The organism is Phycisphaeraceae bacterium (assembly GCA_040222855.1).
Classification (GTDB): Bacteria; Planctomycetota; Phycisphaerae; order Phycisphaerales; family Phycisphaeraceae; genus Mucisphaera.
On the sequence record JAVKCD010000025.1, the window covers coordinates 115,761 to 131,620 of the forward strand.

The following is a 15,860-nucleotide window of genomic DNA, read 5'->3' on the forward strand; positions in this document are numbered from 1 at the left end:
GCGTAGTGCTCAGCGATTAGACCGGGATGGAAGGTGTCGGAGCTGGCGGGTAACCAAGCCATTGGTTGGTCGGTTCGACCCACGGTGCGACTTTGCGGATGGCTTCGGGATCGACCGAGGAGCGGTGTTGGCCGGCGCGCTCGGCGTCGTAGTGTTCTCGGATGAACTGTTCCATGGCGTCGTTGGGTGAGAGGTCGCAGAAGGCGATGATCTCTCGGGTTTTTTCTTCGCTGAGGTCTTCGAGCCGGACCTCGTAGTAGCGATCAGGTCCGAGGGAGCGGCCGAAGGCGCAGCTGAGTTCAACGCACCATTTCCACTGGAGGCAGGCGACCTGGAGGCGGTCCATTTCTCGGAGCATCTGATGGATGCCGGGGAGCCGTGGCCCCCAGGGGTTTTCGCCGACGAGTTTTTTGAGGGGTTTGGGTGTCATGCGTCGGAGATACTCGGGGGCGTAGAAGGGCATTCGGAGCCAGGAGAGTTCTTTGAGGCGTCGTCGGGTGTGTCCGACGGCGACGTTGGTCACGCCATGGCCGGATTTATCCCAGAGCTTGTCGGAGCTGAGGACGGCGTCGTAGCCGTTTCGGATGATGTGGATGTAGATGGCGTCGGGGAGGACGGCGTCAACGAACCCGGGCCGGATGGAGTTGCTTGGCGTTTTTTCGAGGAGTCGAGATCGGTTGGCGTTGTGAACGCGTTGCGCGAGACTCGAGCGAATGCGTGATCTGATGGCGGGTGTGAGGTGTTCCGGTCGGAGAAGGTCGCTACGCAGGTCGTTGCCGTCTTTCCAGATCAGCCGGGGTTCGACGACGTAGGCGAGGTCGGGGTGCTGGGCGAGGACTTTTCCGATGAAGGTGGTGCCTGAGCGGGGTGCGCCGAGGATGATGATCGGCCGGTGGAGGTAGCGTTTGAGTTCCTCGTGCATGAGCGGGATGGTACGGGAATCGAGCTTTGCCAGCAGTTTTGGGCTTAGCCTTTGACCGCACCCAGCGTGACGCCCTTGGTCAGGTGGCGTTGGAGCATGAGGTAGATGAAGAGGGTGGGGACGACGATGAGGACGAGCCCGGCGAAGACCATGCCCCAGTCGACTTCGTACTGGCTGACGATGGTGATGTTGGCCAGGCCCAGGGGGAGGGTTCGGAGGTTTTCGGAGCCTTCGCCGGAGAGGAACATGAAGGCGAGGAAGTACTCGTTCCAGGTCCCGATGAAGGAGAAGATGGCGACGGTGATGAGTCCGGGGCGGGCGAGGGGGAGCATGATGCGCCAGAACGCGCCGAACTCGGTGCAGCCGTCGAGCAGGGCGGCCTCGTGGAGAGATTTGGGCAGGGAGCGAAAGAAGCCGGTGAGGATGAAGATGGCAAACGGCAGTCCGACGGCGATGTAGACGAGAACCAGGCCGAAGCGGGAACTGAGCAGGCCCATGGCTTTGAGCTGGAAGAACAGCGGGACGACGGCGAGTTGGAGGGGGATCATGAGCCCGCCCAGGAAGTAGAAGAGCAGGGCCTTGGCTCCCGGGAAGGCGAATCTGGCCAGGGCGTAGGCGGCCATGGCGCCGATGAAGACGACGCCGACGACGGTGGCGAAGGTGACGGCGACGGAGTTGAAGAAGTATTCGCCGAAGCTGCCGGTGGTCCAGGCGCGGGTGAAGTTGTCGGTGGCGAGGTTGTCGATCGCGGGGGGTGCGAAGGGCTCGTCGAAGACCTCGGCCGACGGCTTGAGCGAGGTCATAAACAGCCAGAGCATGGGGAAGAGGGTGGCCAGCAGGTAGGCGATGAGGAGGGTGTAGATGGCTCCTGTGGTGAGGACGGTTTTGGGGGTGGTGCGTCGTTCACTCATGGTTTAGAGCTCCACCGCTTCGCGTTTCATCAGTCGGAGGGTCGCCGCGGTCCCGAAGAAGACCATGATGAACAGCAGGACGGCGATGGCGGCGGCCTGACCTACTTTGAACTCGGAGAACATCGCCCAGACCATGCGGGTGCCGATGACGTGCGTCTGGGTGTTGGGCGACTGGTTGGTCAGGAGCCAGATGACCTCAAAGGCTTTCATGCCGGCGATGACCAGGAAGACGATCGAGACGGAGAGGGCTTCCCAGATCAGCGGGATGGTGATGGTCCAGAACTGGTGCCAGGGGGTGGCTCCGTCGATCTCGGCTGCTTCGTAGAGCGACTCGGGGATCGACTGCATGGCGGCGAGGTAGAGAACCATGTTGAAGCCGCAGGCGGCCCAGATCATCATCGGGATCAGCGACCAGTAGAGATTCTGTTGGGAGAGCCAGGCGTAGTTCTGAAACGACTCGAAGCCGAGCCAGACAAGACCCTCGTTGATGGGCCCGCCAGCGGGGTTGTACATCTGTTGCCAGAGCAGGATGGCGGCGACGCCGAGGAGGTTGGGGAAGAAGAAGACGATACGAAACAGCCACGAGCCCCAGACGCCACGAGACAAACATGTAGCGAGAAAGAGGGCGAGAGGGATCACGAACGCCGGGATGACGAACATGATGAAGAGGTTGTTGCGCAGCGCGATCCAGAAGCCGTCGTCTTCGAAGAGCAGGCGCTCGAAGTGCAGCAGGCCGACGGGCTGCATGTCGGTGAGGCCATCCCACCGCTGGAGCGACCAGCCGAAGGAGCTGATGGACGGGATGACGACAAAGAGTGAGTAGAACGCGACTGCGGGGAGCAGGAACAGTGCGACGGCGGAGATGCGGACGCGCATGCCGGCGGCTTCGACCTTGTTGCGACCGCTGTAGGCGCTGCGGATCTGCAAGACGGTCGTGATGAGGACGTAGATCACGCCTGCGCCGAGGAGGGACAGGAGGATGATGGGTTTGACGGAGTGGCGGACGGTGATGCTGTCGGGGTTGGCTTTTTCGGCGCGGATCTTGGTGGCGGCTTCTTCAAGGAAGCGGGCTTCGGCGGCGGGGTCGAAGTCTCGGGCCTCGAGGATGCGGGTGCGGACGTCCTGCCACTGCTGGTTGATCTCGGCGAAGTCGTCATCGGGGGTGGCGGCGAAGATTGAGGTGACGGTTTCGAGGACAGCGGCGACCTCGCGGAGGTCGGGGGGGAGTGCGGTCTGGTTGACGCCCCGGATGGCAACCGGGCGGTGCTCGTTGCCGGCGATGAACGCCGCCTGCTCGGGCGAGGTGGCGAACTGCATGAAGCGGACGGCGGCTTCGGGATTGGGAGCGGCGGAGAAGATGAAGTAGTAGCCGGTCCCGCCACAGATGGCGGTCGGTTCGGCGTTGGGGCCGGGGACGTAGGGGTATTTGAAAAAGCCGACCTCGAAGTCGTCGGGGATCTGGTCGGCCATCTCGGTGAGGAGCCAGGTGCCGCACATGACCATGGCGGCGTTGCCGCGGAAGAACTCGAGCTGGGCCTGGGTGTGGCTCATGCCCTCGGCGCCGGGCTGGAAGTGTTCCTCGGCGAGCTGGCGCACGAGCCGGAGCATCTCGATCATCACCGGGTGGTCGTAAGTCCCGGGCTCGCCCTTCTGCATGGCCTCGAAGTAGTCGCGGCCGCCGAGTTGATAGAGGGTGGTGTTGATGAGCTGGTGGAGATACTGCGGGTACTGACCCTGAAAGGCGATGGGCGCGATGCCGTCGCCTTCGGCCTTGATCTGCTCGCAGAGGGCGAGGAGCTGGTCCCAGGTCTCGGGGATTTGCCAGCCTTTTTCGCGGAAGAGCTTGCGGTTGTACCAGAAGCCGTAGGTGGAGTACCAGAGGGGGATGCCGTAGTTCTGACCGTTGTATCGGAAGCGATCGAAGCTGCCGGGGAGGAAGGTCTCGCGCCAGGTGGGCTGTCCCGGGCCGAGGGGTTCATCGAGGAATCGGTCGAGGGGCTGGACCTTGCCGGCCTCGATGAGGCGGCCGTAGTTGACGGGGGCGTCGGAGAGTTCGGGGAAGGAGCCTTCGAGGATACGGACGCGAACCTTGTCCACGATGCGCGGGTCGCTGACGAGATCGATCTTGATGCCGGGGTTGCGGCGCTCGTACTCGCGAGCGACCTCTTCGAGCCCCCGGGCAAAGAGCATGGCCTGGACGCGGGTGGGTTCTGACTCGGCGGCGTGCGCGGTCGTGCCAGCGGCAAGGCCGAGGAGGGTGAGGATCACAAGCAGGGCAGCGGTGAGACGTGGAGGCATCTGTATGGCAGGATAACAGAGGTTTAATCTTCTAGAACGATCTGGCGGGTGAATCTTTACCTGTCCTGACTATTTACCCAAAAGTGAGCAAGACCCTTGACTTAAGCGCTTCCTTGCGTTTTACTAATAGATACGAGTCGTGTTCAGTGACTCGGGCTTGACATCTTTTTGTTTCGAGAGGACCCGTCGCGGGAGCGGCGCAGCTTGACATTATCGCGGGTTGATTGGCTTGCGATCCCCGTCCACCACCCCCCCCTGAGGTGTCGGCCATTCTTGGTCGGCACCTCTTTTTGCTGGGTGATGGTGATCGTCAGGCGTCCCCAGAAAAAACCGGCCACATAGGGCCGGCTTAGTGAGTTTCAAGTGGGGTCGGGTTTATTTGCTGATCAGCGGGCGGCTGACCTGCGTGTCCGGGTCCGCCGGCGTGGCGGGTGGGGGTGTGGTCGTGGCGGGGGCGGAGCTTTGGGACTGCGCCGGGGCGGCCAGCTCAGTCGGCGTGCCGGGGGTGTCGGCGAGCGGGATCAGAATGATCTCAACCCGGCGGTTGACCGGGTTGCCTGCGGCGGTGTTGGGCTCGAGAGGTCGGTAGGGGCCGTAGCCGGCGACGCCTGTGTGCGAGGCTCGGACGCCGGCGTCGCTGAGGGCGTTCATCACGGCGATGGCTCGGTGGACTGAGAGATGCCAGTTGGTCGGATGCTTCTCACGGGTGCCGGGGTTGCGGATCGGCAGGTTGTCGGTGTGGCCGATGACGCGGACCTCGTAGTCGGCGGCGGCGGGGCTGGAGAGCACCTGAGCCAGGCGTGAGAGGCCAGTTGCCGCGGAGGTGCTGACCTCGGCGGAGCCAGGGGCGAAGGTGAGGTCGGACTTGAAGCGGATCAGGGCCTGCTCCGCGTCGTACTCCATAATGTCGGCGTTGGCCTCGGCGAGCCGCTTGAGCGGTCGGTCGAGTTCGGCGGGGAGTTCCTTGACGGCGCGGGCGTCGCGGAGCTTCTGCTCGGCGGCGGCGAGGGCGGCCTGGAGTCGCGCTCGCTCGGCACGAAGGCCTTCGAGCTCCATCATCATGACGGGGTCTTTGGGGGCGGGCGCATCACGCATGGCCTGGATGGTGGCCTGAGCCTCTTCGAGGCGCATGGTGAGGTCAACGATCTGGGCTTCGGCCCGTTTGTTGACGGCTTCCAGCTCGGAGATCCGCTGCTGCGCGGCGCATCCCACGAGGCTGAAGGAACTGAGAATCATGGTTGCGATCAGCAGACGCTTCATCTTCAATTGCCCTTTCGGCCCAGACTTCCGGATTTAACGTATCGTCAGCAAGGTACAGCATCGGCGCGGAAAAAGCACCGATAGGGGCTGTGATCGGCCGCGATGAGGAGTGATCGTGAATATGGCGGACAGAACGGTTTATCTGGCCGCTGGGGTTCGGGATGCCCGTGGCGTGAATCTGAGCCCCGGAGCGGTCGTTGTCGAGGGCTCGGACCCTGTCACCGTGGTGGCCGTGGGGTCGCCCGAGGAGCTTCGGGGGGCCGGGCGGGTCGTCGATCTGGGCGATCGGCTGCTGATGCCAGCGATGGTGAACGCCCACGCCCATTTGGAACTGACGTCGCTGGGGCCGAGACCCTACGAGGCCGAGGGGGGGTTCTTTGGCTGGGTGTCCGGGGTGAGGGAACGCTCGGGCGACTTGCACCAGGAGCCGGAGGCGGAGACGAGTGTTTATCGGGCGTCGCTGCGCGATGGGCTGAGGCAGAGTCGACTGGCGGGCGTGGCGGCGGTGGGGGATGTGGCGACCTATGACCTTGCTGCGGCGGAGCGACTGCGGAGTGGCCTGCTGGGGGTGACGTTTCTGGAGTTGTTCGGTGTCGGCGACCCGCATCATCGGGCGGCGTTGGAGCGGGTCCATCGCGGAGCGCCGGAAGGGGCTGGGTGGCAACCGCATGCGCCCTATTCGGCATCGCATTCGCTTTACGGTGCGGCGGCGTGGTCGGGGCGGCCGGTGTGCACACACTTCTGTGAGTTGATTGAAGAGGTCCAGTTCGTCGCGCACGCGGACGGCCCGTGCCGGCAGTTCCTGGAGTCGATCGGTCGGTGGAGCCCGGAGGCGGAGCCCCGGTATCGACAGGGCTGGTCGCCGGCGTACTGGATGGAGCCGGCGCTGAGGGCGCGGCCGTGGCTGCTGGCCCACGCGCACTACCTGGATGACCGCGACATCATGCTGCTAGCCGACACCAACGCCTCGGTCGCCTACTGCCCGGTCGCTGCGGACTACTACGGTCATCCGCAGCAGGGGCGCGAGCCGCATCGGTATCAGGAGCTGATCGCGGCAGGCGTCAACGTCTGTCTTGGGACGGATTCGATCGTGTGTCAGCCGAACAAGGCGGTGCAGCCACTTGGGATTCTGGGGCAGATGCGCAGGCTGCATCGGCGTGATGGAGCCAATCCGCAGTTGCTCCTGGAGATGGCCACCGTGCGCGGGGCGCGGGCACTGGGTTTGGACGAAGGGCTCTTCACGCTAAGCAAAGGCCCGGTGGCTGGGCTGGTCTCGGTGGCGCTGGGGCAGGCATCATCACAAGATGCACTAGGGCGTGTGCTGGACCACGACGAACCTGTTTCGCTGGTCGGGCCCGAGGGCTAGGATAGGACGCATGGAGCCGGGACCCGTCCAGCCTGAACCGCCGAATGAGCCACCCGCGGGCGTGCTGCAGAGGCTGCAAACGCTTCAGGTCCGATTCCCGGATGAGTACGCATGGTTCGTGCTCGTCTCGTCGATGGACCTGATGTTCACCTGGCTGATCCTGAATCTCGGCGGGCGCGAGGCCAACCCGTTCGCCAACTGGGTCTATCTCGGGCTGGGTTTCAACGGGTTGGTGATCCTCAAGTACAGCGTGGTGGTGCTGGTGATCCTGATCTGCGAGCTGATCGCGCGTCTGCGCGAGCCAACCGCCCGCACGCTGGCGCGTCTGGCGGTCGGGATCAGCGCGTTCCCCTCGGTCTGGGCGTTGCTGCTGCTGATTGAGTTTCTGATCGAACACACGCCGTAACGCTATGCCTCAAGCGGTCAGCGCGACTGCATCCTCGGCCTCCACGGGGGCGACAATCAGCGACTGCAGGTACTCGGGGTCGTTGCGGTCCACCCACATCGTGAAGGTCTCGCCGTCGTCGATGCGCTCGTCGATGAAGTGATCGATGAGGTTCTTCAGCGCGAGGTGGACCTTATCGCCCTCGACCTTCTTGGCGATGATCTCGCCGAAGCGCGGGTCGGTGCCCAGGCGGGCGCCGAGCAGGACGTTGTAGCCATCGACCTTGATCGGCTTGCCGTTCTCATCCTTCTGGTCCTTGAGGACCACGGGGATGCCGGTCAGGCCGATGTCGGCGGTCTGATACTGCGAGCAGGCGTTGGGGCAGCCGGTGAAGTTGATCGTGATGTCCTGATCAAGCTCGGTGTTCTCTTCAAGGTAGCGCAGCACGCGCCCGGCACGATGCTTGGTCTCGACCACGGCGAGGTTGCAGAACTCCGAACCGGTGCAGGAAATCAGCAGATCACGGAGACGGTGAGCCGTTGGCGTGAGGCCCGCGCTGTCCAGCTCTTTAGTCAGGGCTTCGAGATTAGCCTCGGGCACGTCGAGAAGGATCATGTTCTGCTTGCCGGTCAGGCGGATGCGCTTGTCGCCAGTGGCGTATTGGTCAGCGAGGTCGGCGGCGTCGGCCATGTTCTTCGCGGTCAGTCGGCCGCGTTCGATCGGGATGCCCACGTAGTAGTTACCATCCTTCTGCTGGCCGATGCCCATGTGATCCGAGTGCACGGCGGGGGGGTTCCCCAGCGCGTCATCGTGGATCAACTCGTACCCGAGGATGCCTTCGAGCGTGTCCCTGATCCACTGCCAGCCCTTGTCAGCGACAAGGAACTTCAGGCGGGCGCGGGTGCGTTTTTGACGGTAGCCGTGATCGCGGAAGAGCGTGCAGATCGCCCGTGAGACCTCGACAACCTGCTCGGGTTTCACGAAGGCCCGCATGGCCTGGCCGAAGTGAGGGGTCGAAGAGAGTCCGCCGCCGATGAGCAGGCCGTAGCCTGGCTGGCCCTGATGGGTCGCGCCGTAGAAGCCGTAGCAGTTGATCTGCGGCTGGTGGCAGTGCAACTTGCACCCGCCGATGGACGGCTTGAACTTGCGGGGTAGATTCGAGAACTCGCTGCCGGCGTCGGTGAACATCGTCGAGATGGCCTGAGCGTGCTCGGCCGAGTCGATGATCTCATCCTTGAGAACGCCCGCCAGCGGGCAGCCGACGACGTTGCGGGGGGCATCACCACAGGCGAACTGGCTGGAGAGGCCGATGTCCCAGAGCGTTTCGAGGACCGGACGGAGGTCGGCGGTGGTCAGCCAGTGGAGCTGGATGGTCTGGCGCGTCGTGATGTCGCCAAAACCTCGGGCTCGGTCTTCGGTGATCTGGGCAATGGATCGCAGTTGTGCAGGCGTGAGCTGCCCGCCGGTGATGCGGATCCGGAGCATGAAATGGCCGTTGTTGGGCTTCTGCCGGTAGACGCCAAACCACTTAAACCGTTGTGCTACATCATCTTCCGGGATTGCATCGTAATCGCCGGAGTCCGAATAGCGCAGCAGGTCCTTGAGGACGTCGAAGCCGTCTTTGGCCTTTTTAAGCTCTTCAACAGGGTTGACCTTGGTCACCATGGGGCGGGCTCTCGCTGGATGGGGGGCTCGATCCGGCCGAGATCATCAGGGCCGGGCCATACATCCTAGCAACGCGATCGTGCTTGGCCGATAAACTGCCCGGCTCGGGCCGCCGGGCGTTGCCCTCGAACAGGGCACAGACCCGCGGCATCCCTTACTTTTTTGAGGAATGTCTCCGATGCGAATCACGATGGTCGGCACGGGTTACGTGGGCTTGGTCACGGGGACCTGCCTGTCGAATACCGGCAACGACGTGACCTGTCTCGACGTGGACCCCGGCAAGATCGAGAAGCTCAAAGGCGGGGTCTCCCCCATCTACGAGCCCGGTCTTGAGGACCTGATCAAGCGCAACACCAAGGCCGGTCGGCTCGGCTTCACGCTCGACAAGCCTTCGGCATACAGCTCAGCGGAAGTCGTCTTCATCTGCGTGGGCACGCCGTCGGACGAGGGCGGACGTGCCGACCTCAAGTATGTGCTCGCCGCCGCCGAGGACATCGGCGACGCCATCGAGGCCGCAGACGGCCCAACCGGCAGTGGCCCGGACGAGCGTCGCCCCAAGATCATCGTCGTCAAATCCACCGTTCCCGTGGGCACCAACCTCAAGGTTCGCCAGGCGATCGCGTCACGCACCAAGAAGCCTTTTCTCATGGCGTCGAATCCCGAGTTCCTCAAAGAGGGCGCGGCGATCAACGATTTCAACAAGCCCGACCGCGTCGTGCTGGGCGTTGATGCCGAGGAAGCCGGTGATCGCCTCCGCGATCTCTACACCCCCTTCGTCCGCCAGGGCAACCCGATCTTTGTCATGGACATCCCGTCTGCGGAGATGGTCAAGTACGCCTCGAATGCCATGCTCGCGACCAAGATCTCGTTCATCAACGAAGTGGCCGGGCTCTGTGAGTCTTACGGCGCGAACATCGACGAGGTCCGCCGCGGGATGTGCGCCGACGCCCGCATCGGCAACCAGTTCCTCTACCCCGGCCTGGGCTATGGCGGGTCGTGCTTCCCCAAGGATGTGCTGGCTTGCGTGTCGATGGGTGATGAGGCCAATCGCCCGACCACGCTCCTGGCAGCAGTCCATCAGGTCAATCAGCAGCAGCGCTCGGCGTTTCTGGAGAAGATCGACCGACACTTCGGCGGGTCCAGCTCGCCGGCTGACCTCAAAGGCGTCACCATCGCCGTCTGGGGCATCGCCTTCAAGCCCGGGACCGATGACATCCGCGAAGCCCCGTCGATCACGTTAATGAACGCCCTGATCGAGCGCGGCGCCAAGGTCATCGCCCACGACCCGGTCGCCCACGAGACCGCCAAGCAGGTCATGGGCGATCGCATCAGCTACGTCGATCGCATGGACGATGCCCTCAACGATGCGCACGCCCTGGTGATCTGCACCGACTGGGACGAGTTCAAGCACCCCGACTTCAGCCGGATGCGCAAGGTGATGAAGGCCCCCGTGATCTTCGACGGCCGCAACCTCTACCGCACCGATGCGATGCGCGAGGCCGGCTTCGTCTACCATTCGGTGGGGCGTGACCCGGTGATGTAGCCCGATGGCTCAGAGAAAGGACAGATGCTTTGGACTGGATCGAGTGTCATTCCTTTCTGTCACGGACCATCAAACCCGGGAGTGTCGTGCTGGACCTCGGCGCCAACCACGCCGGATTTAGCACGGTGATCGCTGACCGATACGGCTGTCGCTGTATCGCACTCGAACCAACGCCCAGGCTTCACGAGGGCTACGAGCCTCATCCGCTGATGACCTATGTCCCCGCCGCAGCGAGCGGGACCAGTGGGCGGGCTCGCTTCTGGCCGATGCCCTGCGATCAAGCGTCAACCCTGGTGGCTCAACCGGAGGGAGAGTCCATCGAGGTGGAGTGCCTGACCCTCAGGGACCTCATCACTCGCTACCAGCTCGACCGCATCGATCTGGTCAAGATGGACATCGAAGGTGCAGAAATCGACTTCCTCGATTCTGCCAGCGATGAGGATCTTGGTCGTTGTGATCAACTCACCATCGAGTTCCATGACTTCAATGGTTTAGTCGATGAGCGCGACGTCAGAAGGGTGCTTGACCGCCTCGATTCGCTTGGCTTTATCTGGGCCAGAATGTGCCCGAATGCCAGAGGCTTTCATGACACCATGATCATCAACGCGGACCACCTGGGGCTGGGGCGCATGGAACGGATTTATCTCAAACACATCGCGAAGTATCACATGGCGGGGCCGAGAGTCCTGCGCCGCAGGCTGGGAATTACAGGTTGATTATCCAATCCGCACCATCGCTGCGAACGCCTTGAACCGCGCATCAATGTCCGCTCGCGTCAGCGTCCTCATCCGCCCGAGCGAGAAGTCCTCGATGTTGAAGCTCGCCGTGACCGTTCCGTAAGCCAACGCCTTCTGCATGCCCGACAGCGAGGTGTCGCCGGTCTCGGCGAGATACCCCATCATCGCCCCCGCGAACGAATCGCCCGCTCCGGTCGGATCAACCACTTTCTCAGCGGGGAAAGCCGGCAGGGCGGCCCAGCCGTCAGCGTGTTTCATCACGACGCCGTGCTCACCCTTCTTGATGATCACGAACTTCGGCCCGAGCTTCTCCAGATCGAGCGCCGCGGCGACCACATCACGGCGACCGGTCAGCGCCTTCGCCTCCGAATCGTTGACGATCAGACCGTCGACTTTCTTGATGACCTCGACCAGCTCATCCTTCTGCGTGTTGATGTACAGGTCAATCGTGTCCATCACCGCGAGCTTGCGCTTCGGCACCGAGTCCAGCAGGTTGAGCTGATTCGACGGCCGATCGACCGCCAGGAAAACGTACTCCGAATCCGCATAAAAATCGGGCAGCACCGGCGGGTCTTCGAGCAGGATGTTCAACTCGATCCCGACCGTATCCCGATCGTTCATGTTCTCGTGGTACTTGCCGTGCCAGCGGAACGTCTTCGAGCCCTTGCGGACCTCCAGCCCCCGCCGGTCGATGTTGAAGTGGTCGAACGTCGCCAGGAAATCATCCGGGAAGTCCTCGCCCACCGCCGCAAGCACGCGCGGCTGAGTAAAAAACGACGCCGCCGCCGGGAAATAGATCCCCGACCCGCCGAGCAACTCCTCGGCCATGCTGGTGGGGGTTTCGATCTTGTCGATACAAACGGCACCGGTGACGATGAGGCTCAAGGGTCTCTCCTTGGATTAAACAGAGTAAAGGGCGGGCAGAGAGTGTAGGGCAAGTGACGGCTCTAGGCCCGATACCCACCCATCCCACAAACCAACTTCCACTCCCCCGCCGTCACCGGCTGGACACTCAGCCGTGAGTTGTTGACCAGCACCATCTCCTTGAGCTTCGGTTCGGCCTTGATGGCGGCCAGCGTCACAGGCGTCGGCATCGGGCCCACCGCTTTCACATCCACCATCACAAACTGCCCCTTCGCATCGCCCGGGTCCGGGTACGCCTCCTTCACGACCTCGACGATGCCCACCACCTGCTTCTCATTGACCGAGTGATAGAAGAAGCAGCGGTCGCCCTTCTTCATCGACTGCAAGTGCAGCTTCGCCGAGTGGTTCCGCACACCATCCCACGCAGTCCGCTTGCCCTTCGCGGAGGTCTGGTCGTCCCACGACCACGTGCCGGGCTCGGTTTTGATCAGCCAGTAAGCCATGAATACTCCTAGGCGTTCGTGGAGGCGTCGGCGAAGTGTTGCAAGCAGGCGCGGATCCGGCGGAGCGTCTCGTCTCTGCCGAGGATCGCCAGCGTCAGATCAATCGGCGGGCTCACCGCAGTCCCCGTGATCGCCACCCGCAGCGGTTGAGCGATCGAGCCCATGTTCTTGTACCCCTGCATCTGCGTAAAAGCCTCGATCGCAGCATGAATCGCCTCCGGCGTCCAGGGATCAATCCCTTCGAGCACCGGGCAAACATCATCCAGCGCCTTGAGCCCCTCGCCGTCATTCTTGTGGAGGTTCTTCTTTGCCGCCTTGTCGTCGTAGGTGGCGGGGGGGGTCTTGAAGAAGGCGGCCGAAGAGGAAATATCCGAAAGTGTCACGAGCCGCTCACGATACGCATCGGCGAGGTCATGAAGCTGATTCTTCACGGCGTTTAAGAGCGCTGCGTCATAATTAAGCAGGTAGTCATCCAGCAATCCGCTGAGCGTCTTGACTTCCAGCGACTGCAGATAATCAGCGTTAAACGCCTTAAGTTTCTCACGATCAAACTTCGAGTTGGCCCGATTAATCCGCGCGAAGCTAAACAGCTCGACAAACTGCTCACGGCTGAACTTCTCCAGGTCGTTGCCCGGGTTCCAACCGAGTAGTGCAAGGTAGTTCAGCAGCGGCTCGGGCAGATACCCGCTCTTCTCAAAATCAAACGTGTCAATCTCAGGGAGCTGGATCTTGAGGTGCCGGGCGATCATGATCGCAGTCTCGACGTTGTCCGATTCTTTGCTCAGGAACCGATCAAACTCCTGCTGCTCGATGCCCTCAACACCGGTCAAGCCCGCCTCCTTCGCCGCCTTCCGCGCGATCTTTCCCTTATCCCGCTTGCTCATCTTCGAGCCGTCCGGGTTCATGATCGACGGTAGATGCACAAACACCGGCCGCTGATACGTCCCCGCATCCCCGGTGATCTCCGCCAGCGCATCAAAGATCGCCACATGCTTCGTCGTGTTGGTCAGGTGCTCCTGGCCCCGGATGACGTGACTGATCCGCATCAGCGCGTCATCCACCGTTACCGCCAGATGAAACGTCGGGAACCCGTCCGCCTTGCGGATCACAAAGTCTTCGAGGTCCTTCGCCTCGACCTTGATGTCGCCATAGACCTCATCCTTGAACGCGATGTCCCGGTCCATCCGAAACCGGACGATCTCCGGCTCATCATCTGGCACATAAGCACGCCCAGCCTTCAGCAGTAGGTCGATGTGCTCACGGTAGGGATCTAGCCGATCCGACTGCCGGTAAGGACCCAACGCACCGAGGTCCGAAGCCTTATTCGTCGGGTCCTTGAGCGATGGCCCCTCATCCCACATCAACCCGAGCCATTCAAGGTCACGCACGATGCCCTGGAGCGACTCGTCCGATGACCGCTTCCGATCCGTATCCTCAATCCGCAGGATGAACTCGCCGCCATGCTTCCTGGCGAACGCCCAGGCGAACAAAGCGGTCCGGACCCCGCCGATGTGCAGGGCACCCGTAGGCGACGGGGCGAAACGGGTGCGGACAGGCCGGGATGGAGGGACTTCACTCATCCGGCCGATTCTAAGCATTGCCGCCAGGCGTGCCTGCCGCCCCCGTACCTCCCCGCACCAACCACGACCCGCCCGAGGGCTGGTATAAGCGTGCTCAACCCCCACAAGACCGAGACCCACACCCCATGGCCCAGACCGAAGAACGAGCCCTGAACTTCATCGAGCAGGCAATCGAGGAGCACAACCGCACCGGCCGCTTCGGCGGGCAGGTCGTCACCCGCTTCCCACCCGAGCCCAACGGCTTCCTCCACATCGGCCACGCCAAGGCCATCTGCATCAACTTCGCCATGGCCGCCAGATACGGCGGGCGCTGCCACCTCCGCTTCGACGACACCAACCCCGTCAAGGAAGAGCAGGCCTACATCGACGCCATCCGCGAGGATGTCCGCTGGCTCGGATACGACTGGGCCGACCACGAGTACTACGCCTCCGACTACTTTCCCCAGCTCGACGCCTGGGCCGAGCAGCTCATCCAGGCCGGCAAAGCCTACGTTGATGACCTCACCATGGACGAGATCCGCGACCATCGCGGGACCCTCACCGAGCCCGGCCGCCCGAGCCCCCACCGCGACCGCTCCCTCGATGAGAACCTCGACCTCTACCGCAGGATGAAAGCCGGCGAGTTTCCCAACGGCGCCAAGGTCCTCCGCGCGAAAATCGACATGGCCTCGCCCAACCTCAACCTCCGTGACCCGGTCATGGTCCGCATCCTCCACGCCGAGCACCCCCGAACCGGCAGCCAGTGGTGCGTCTACCCCATGTACGACTGGGCCCACGGCCAGTCCGACGCGATCGAAGGCGTCACCCATTCGCTCTGCTCACTCGAGTTCGAGGCCCACCGCCCGCTCTACGACTGGTTCGTCGAGCAACTCGGCATCCACGCGCCCCAGCAGATCGAGTTCGCCCGCGGCAACATCACCTACATGATCACGTCGAAGCGCAAGCTCATGCGCCTCATCGACGATGGCCACGTCTCGGGCTGGGACGACCCCCGCATGCCCACCCTCCGCGGGATGCGCCGCCGCGGCTACACCCCCGAGGCCATCCGCCGCTTCTGGGACGAGGCCGGCGTCGCCAAACGACCCAACAACATCCACTTCTCCAAACTCGAAGCCCTCCTCCGCGACGACCTTAATAAGCGAGCCCAGCGCCGCATGGCGGTCCTCGACCCGCTCAAGGTCGTCATCAGCAACTACCCCGAGGGACAGGTCGAGCAGATGGAGCTGGTCAACAACCCCGAAGACACCGCCGTTGGCACCCGCACCGCGCCGTTCTCCAGAGAGATCTGGATCGAGCGCGACGACTTCATGGAAGACCCGCCCAAAAAGTTTTTCCGCCTCGGCCCCGGCCGAGAAGTCCGCCTCCGCGGGGGCTACTGGATCGCCTGCCAGGAGTTCATCAAGGACGACGCCGGCAACGTCATCGAGCTGCGCTGCACCTACGACCCCAACACCCGCGGCGGAGAGAACCCCCCACCCGACGCCGAGGGCAAAGTCCGCAAGGTCAAAGGAACCCTCCACTGGGTCAGCGTCGATCACGCCCTCGACGCCGAGGTCCGCGTCTACGAGCACCTCTTCACCAAAGAGAACCCCGAAGACGGCGACCTCGCCGACAACATCAACCCCATCTCCCTCAAAGTCCTCACCGGCTGCAAACTCGAACCCGCCCTCGCACAAGCCGCCATCGGCGAACCCATCCAGTTCGAACGCCTCGGCTACTTCACGAAGGACCCGGACAGCACCGCGGAGCGCGTCTTGTTCAACCGGACGGTAACCCTCAAGGACACCTGGGCGAAGGAGCAGGGCAGGGGTTAAAGGCGATCGATC

The 15,860-nt window shown here is 63.0% G+C and carries 13 protein-coding genes; 5 read left to right on the top strand and 8 right to left on the bottom strand.

The annotated features are described in order from the left end of the window. Nucleotides 1-16 precede the first annotated feature (16 nt). The 4 genes from RIG82_10385 to RIG82_10400 all read right to left on the bottom strand — a co-directional run bounded on the left by RIG82_10385 (nucleotide 17) and on the right by RIG82_10400 (nucleotide 5,391). Nucleotides 17-922: a sulfotransferase gene (locus RIG82_10385; protein MEQ9461346.1), complete on the bottom strand. Its 906-nt coding sequence runs from the start codon at nucleotides 920-922 to the stop codon at nucleotides 17-19. Between the two features lie 44 nt (nucleotides 923-966). Further along, entirely contained in the window at nucleotides 967-1,833 is an 867-nt protein-coding gene (locus tag RIG82_10390) for a carbohydrate ABC transporter permease (GenBank protein ID MEQ9461347.1), read from the bottom strand. A 3-nt stretch (nucleotides 1,834-1,836) separates the two neighbouring features. After that, nucleotides 1,837-4,131: an extracellular solute-binding protein gene (locus tag RIG82_10395; protein MEQ9461348.1), complete on the bottom strand. Its 2,295-nt coding sequence runs from the start codon at nucleotides 4,129-4,131 to the stop codon at nucleotides 1,837-1,839. A 375-nt stretch (nucleotides 4,132-4,506) separates the two neighbouring features. Next, nucleotides 4,507-5,391 (bottom strand): OmpA family protein, encoded by an 885-nt coding sequence (locus RIG82_10400; protein ID MEQ9461349.1) that lies wholly within the window; start codon nucleotides 5,389-5,391, stop codon nucleotides 4,507-4,509. Nucleotides 5,392-5,512: 121 nt separating this feature from the next. On the opposite strand from RIG82_10400, the gene RIG82_10405 reads away from it, so the two are divergent. Together RIG82_10405 and RIG82_10410 are read left to right on the top strand one after the other, a co-directional pair. Continuing rightward, a complete protein-coding gene (locus RIG82_10405) occupies nucleotides 5,513-6,757 on the top strand; it encodes an amidohydrolase family protein (GenBank protein ID MEQ9461350.1) in 1,245 nt (414 codons plus the stop codon). Between the two features lie 10 nt (nucleotides 6,758-6,767). After that, entirely contained in the window at nucleotides 6,768-7,163 is a 396-nt protein-coding gene (locus tag RIG82_10410) for a DUF5658 family protein (protein MEQ9461351.1), read from the top strand. Nucleotides 7,164-7,172: 9 nt separating this feature from the next. Here RIG82_10410 and RIG82_10415 read toward each other — a convergent pair whose 3' ends face one another. Continuing rightward, nucleotides 7,173-8,807 carry a hypothetical protein gene (locus tag RIG82_10415; protein ID MEQ9461352.1) on the bottom strand — a complete coding sequence of 545 codons (1,635 nt, stop codon included), beginning with the start codon at nucleotides 8,805-8,807 and terminating at the stop codon, nucleotides 7,173-7,175. 178 nt (nucleotides 8,808-8,985) lie between these two features. On the opposite strand from RIG82_10415, the gene RIG82_10420 reads away from it, so the two are divergent. Then, nucleotides 8,986-10,350 (top strand): UDP-glucose/GDP-mannose dehydrogenase family protein, encoded by a 1,365-nt coding sequence (locus tag RIG82_10420; GenBank protein ID MEQ9461353.1) that lies wholly within the window; start codon nucleotides 8,986-8,988, stop codon nucleotides 10,348-10,350. 29 nt (nucleotides 10,351-10,379) lie between these two features. Continuing rightward, nucleotides 10,380-11,066 carry an FkbM family methyltransferase gene (locus RIG82_10425; protein ID MEQ9461354.1) on the top strand — a complete coding sequence of 229 codons (687 nt, stop codon included), beginning with the start codon at nucleotides 10,380-10,382 and terminating at the stop codon, nucleotides 11,064-11,066. Here RIG82_10425 and RIG82_10430 read toward each other — a convergent pair whose 3' ends face one another. The 3 genes from RIG82_10430 to RIG82_10440 form a co-directional block, all read right to left on the bottom strand. Beyond that, a complete protein-coding gene (locus RIG82_10430; protein ID MEQ9461355.1) occupies nucleotides 11,067-11,972 on the bottom strand; it encodes a PfkB family carbohydrate kinase in 906 nt (301 codons plus the stop codon). Between the two features lie 62 nt (nucleotides 11,973-12,034). After that, a complete protein-coding gene (locus RIG82_10435) occupies nucleotides 12,035-12,454 on the bottom strand; it encodes an EVE domain-containing protein (protein MEQ9461356.1) in 420 nt (139 codons plus the stop codon). Between the two features lie 8 nt (nucleotides 12,455-12,462). Next, nucleotides 12,463-14,034 carry a glutamate--tRNA ligase family protein gene (locus tag RIG82_10440; GenBank protein ID MEQ9461357.1) on the bottom strand — a complete coding sequence of 524 codons (1,572 nt, stop codon included), beginning with the start codon at nucleotides 14,032-14,034 and terminating at the stop codon, nucleotides 12,463-12,465. A 125-nt stretch (nucleotides 14,035-14,159) separates the two neighbouring features. On the opposite strand from RIG82_10440, the gene RIG82_10445 reads away from it, so the two are divergent. Next, the gene (locus RIG82_10445; protein ID MEQ9461358.1) at nucleotides 14,160-15,848 is read left to right on the top strand and encodes a glutamine--tRNA ligase/YqeY domain fusion protein; all 1,689 of its coding nucleotides are present in this window, start codon (nucleotides 14,160-14,162) and stop codon (nucleotides 15,846-15,848) included. Nucleotides 15,849-15,860 lie beyond the last annotated feature (12 nt).

Coding starts and splice junctions, on each gene's coding strand:
- RIG82_10410 (MEQ9461351.1), top strand. CDS start 6,768: ATGGAGCCGGGACCCGTCCAGCCTGAACCGCCGAATGAGCCACCCGCG.
- RIG82_10415 (MEQ9461352.1), bottom strand. CDS start 8,807: ATGGTGACCAAGGTCAACCCTGTTGAAGAGCTTAAAAAGGCCAAAGAC.
- RIG82_10400 (MEQ9461349.1), bottom strand. CDS start 5,391: ATGAAGCGTCTGCTGATCGCAACCATGATTCTCAGTTCCTTCAGCCTC.
- RIG82_10420 (MEQ9461353.1), top strand. CDS start 8,986: ATGCGAATCACGATGGTCGGCACGGGTTACGTGGGCTTGGTCACGGGG.
- RIG82_10440 (MEQ9461357.1), bottom strand. CDS start 14,034: ATGAGTGAAGTCCCTCCATCCCGGCCTGTCCGCACCCGTTTCGCCCCG.
- RIG82_10445 (MEQ9461358.1), top strand. CDS start 14,160: ATGGCCCAGACCGAAGAACGAGCCCTGAACTTCATCGAGCAGGCAATC.
- RIG82_10385 (MEQ9461346.1), bottom strand. CDS start 922: ATGCACGAGGAACTCAAACGCTACCTCCACCGGCCGATCATCATCCTC.
- RIG82_10395 (MEQ9461348.1), bottom strand. CDS start 4,131: ATGCCTCCACGTCTCACCGCTGCCCTGCTTGTGATCCTCACCCTCCTC.
- RIG82_10390 (MEQ9461347.1), bottom strand. CDS start 1,833: ATGAGTGAACGACGCACCACCCCCAAAACCGTCCTCACCACAGGAGCC.
- RIG82_10405 (MEQ9461350.1), top strand. CDS start 5,513: ATGGCGGACAGAACGGTTTATCTGGCCGCTGGGGTTCGGGATGCCCGT.
- RIG82_10435 (MEQ9461356.1), bottom strand. CDS start 12,454: ATGGCTTACTGGCTGATCAAAACCGAGCCCGGCACGTGGTCGTGGGAC.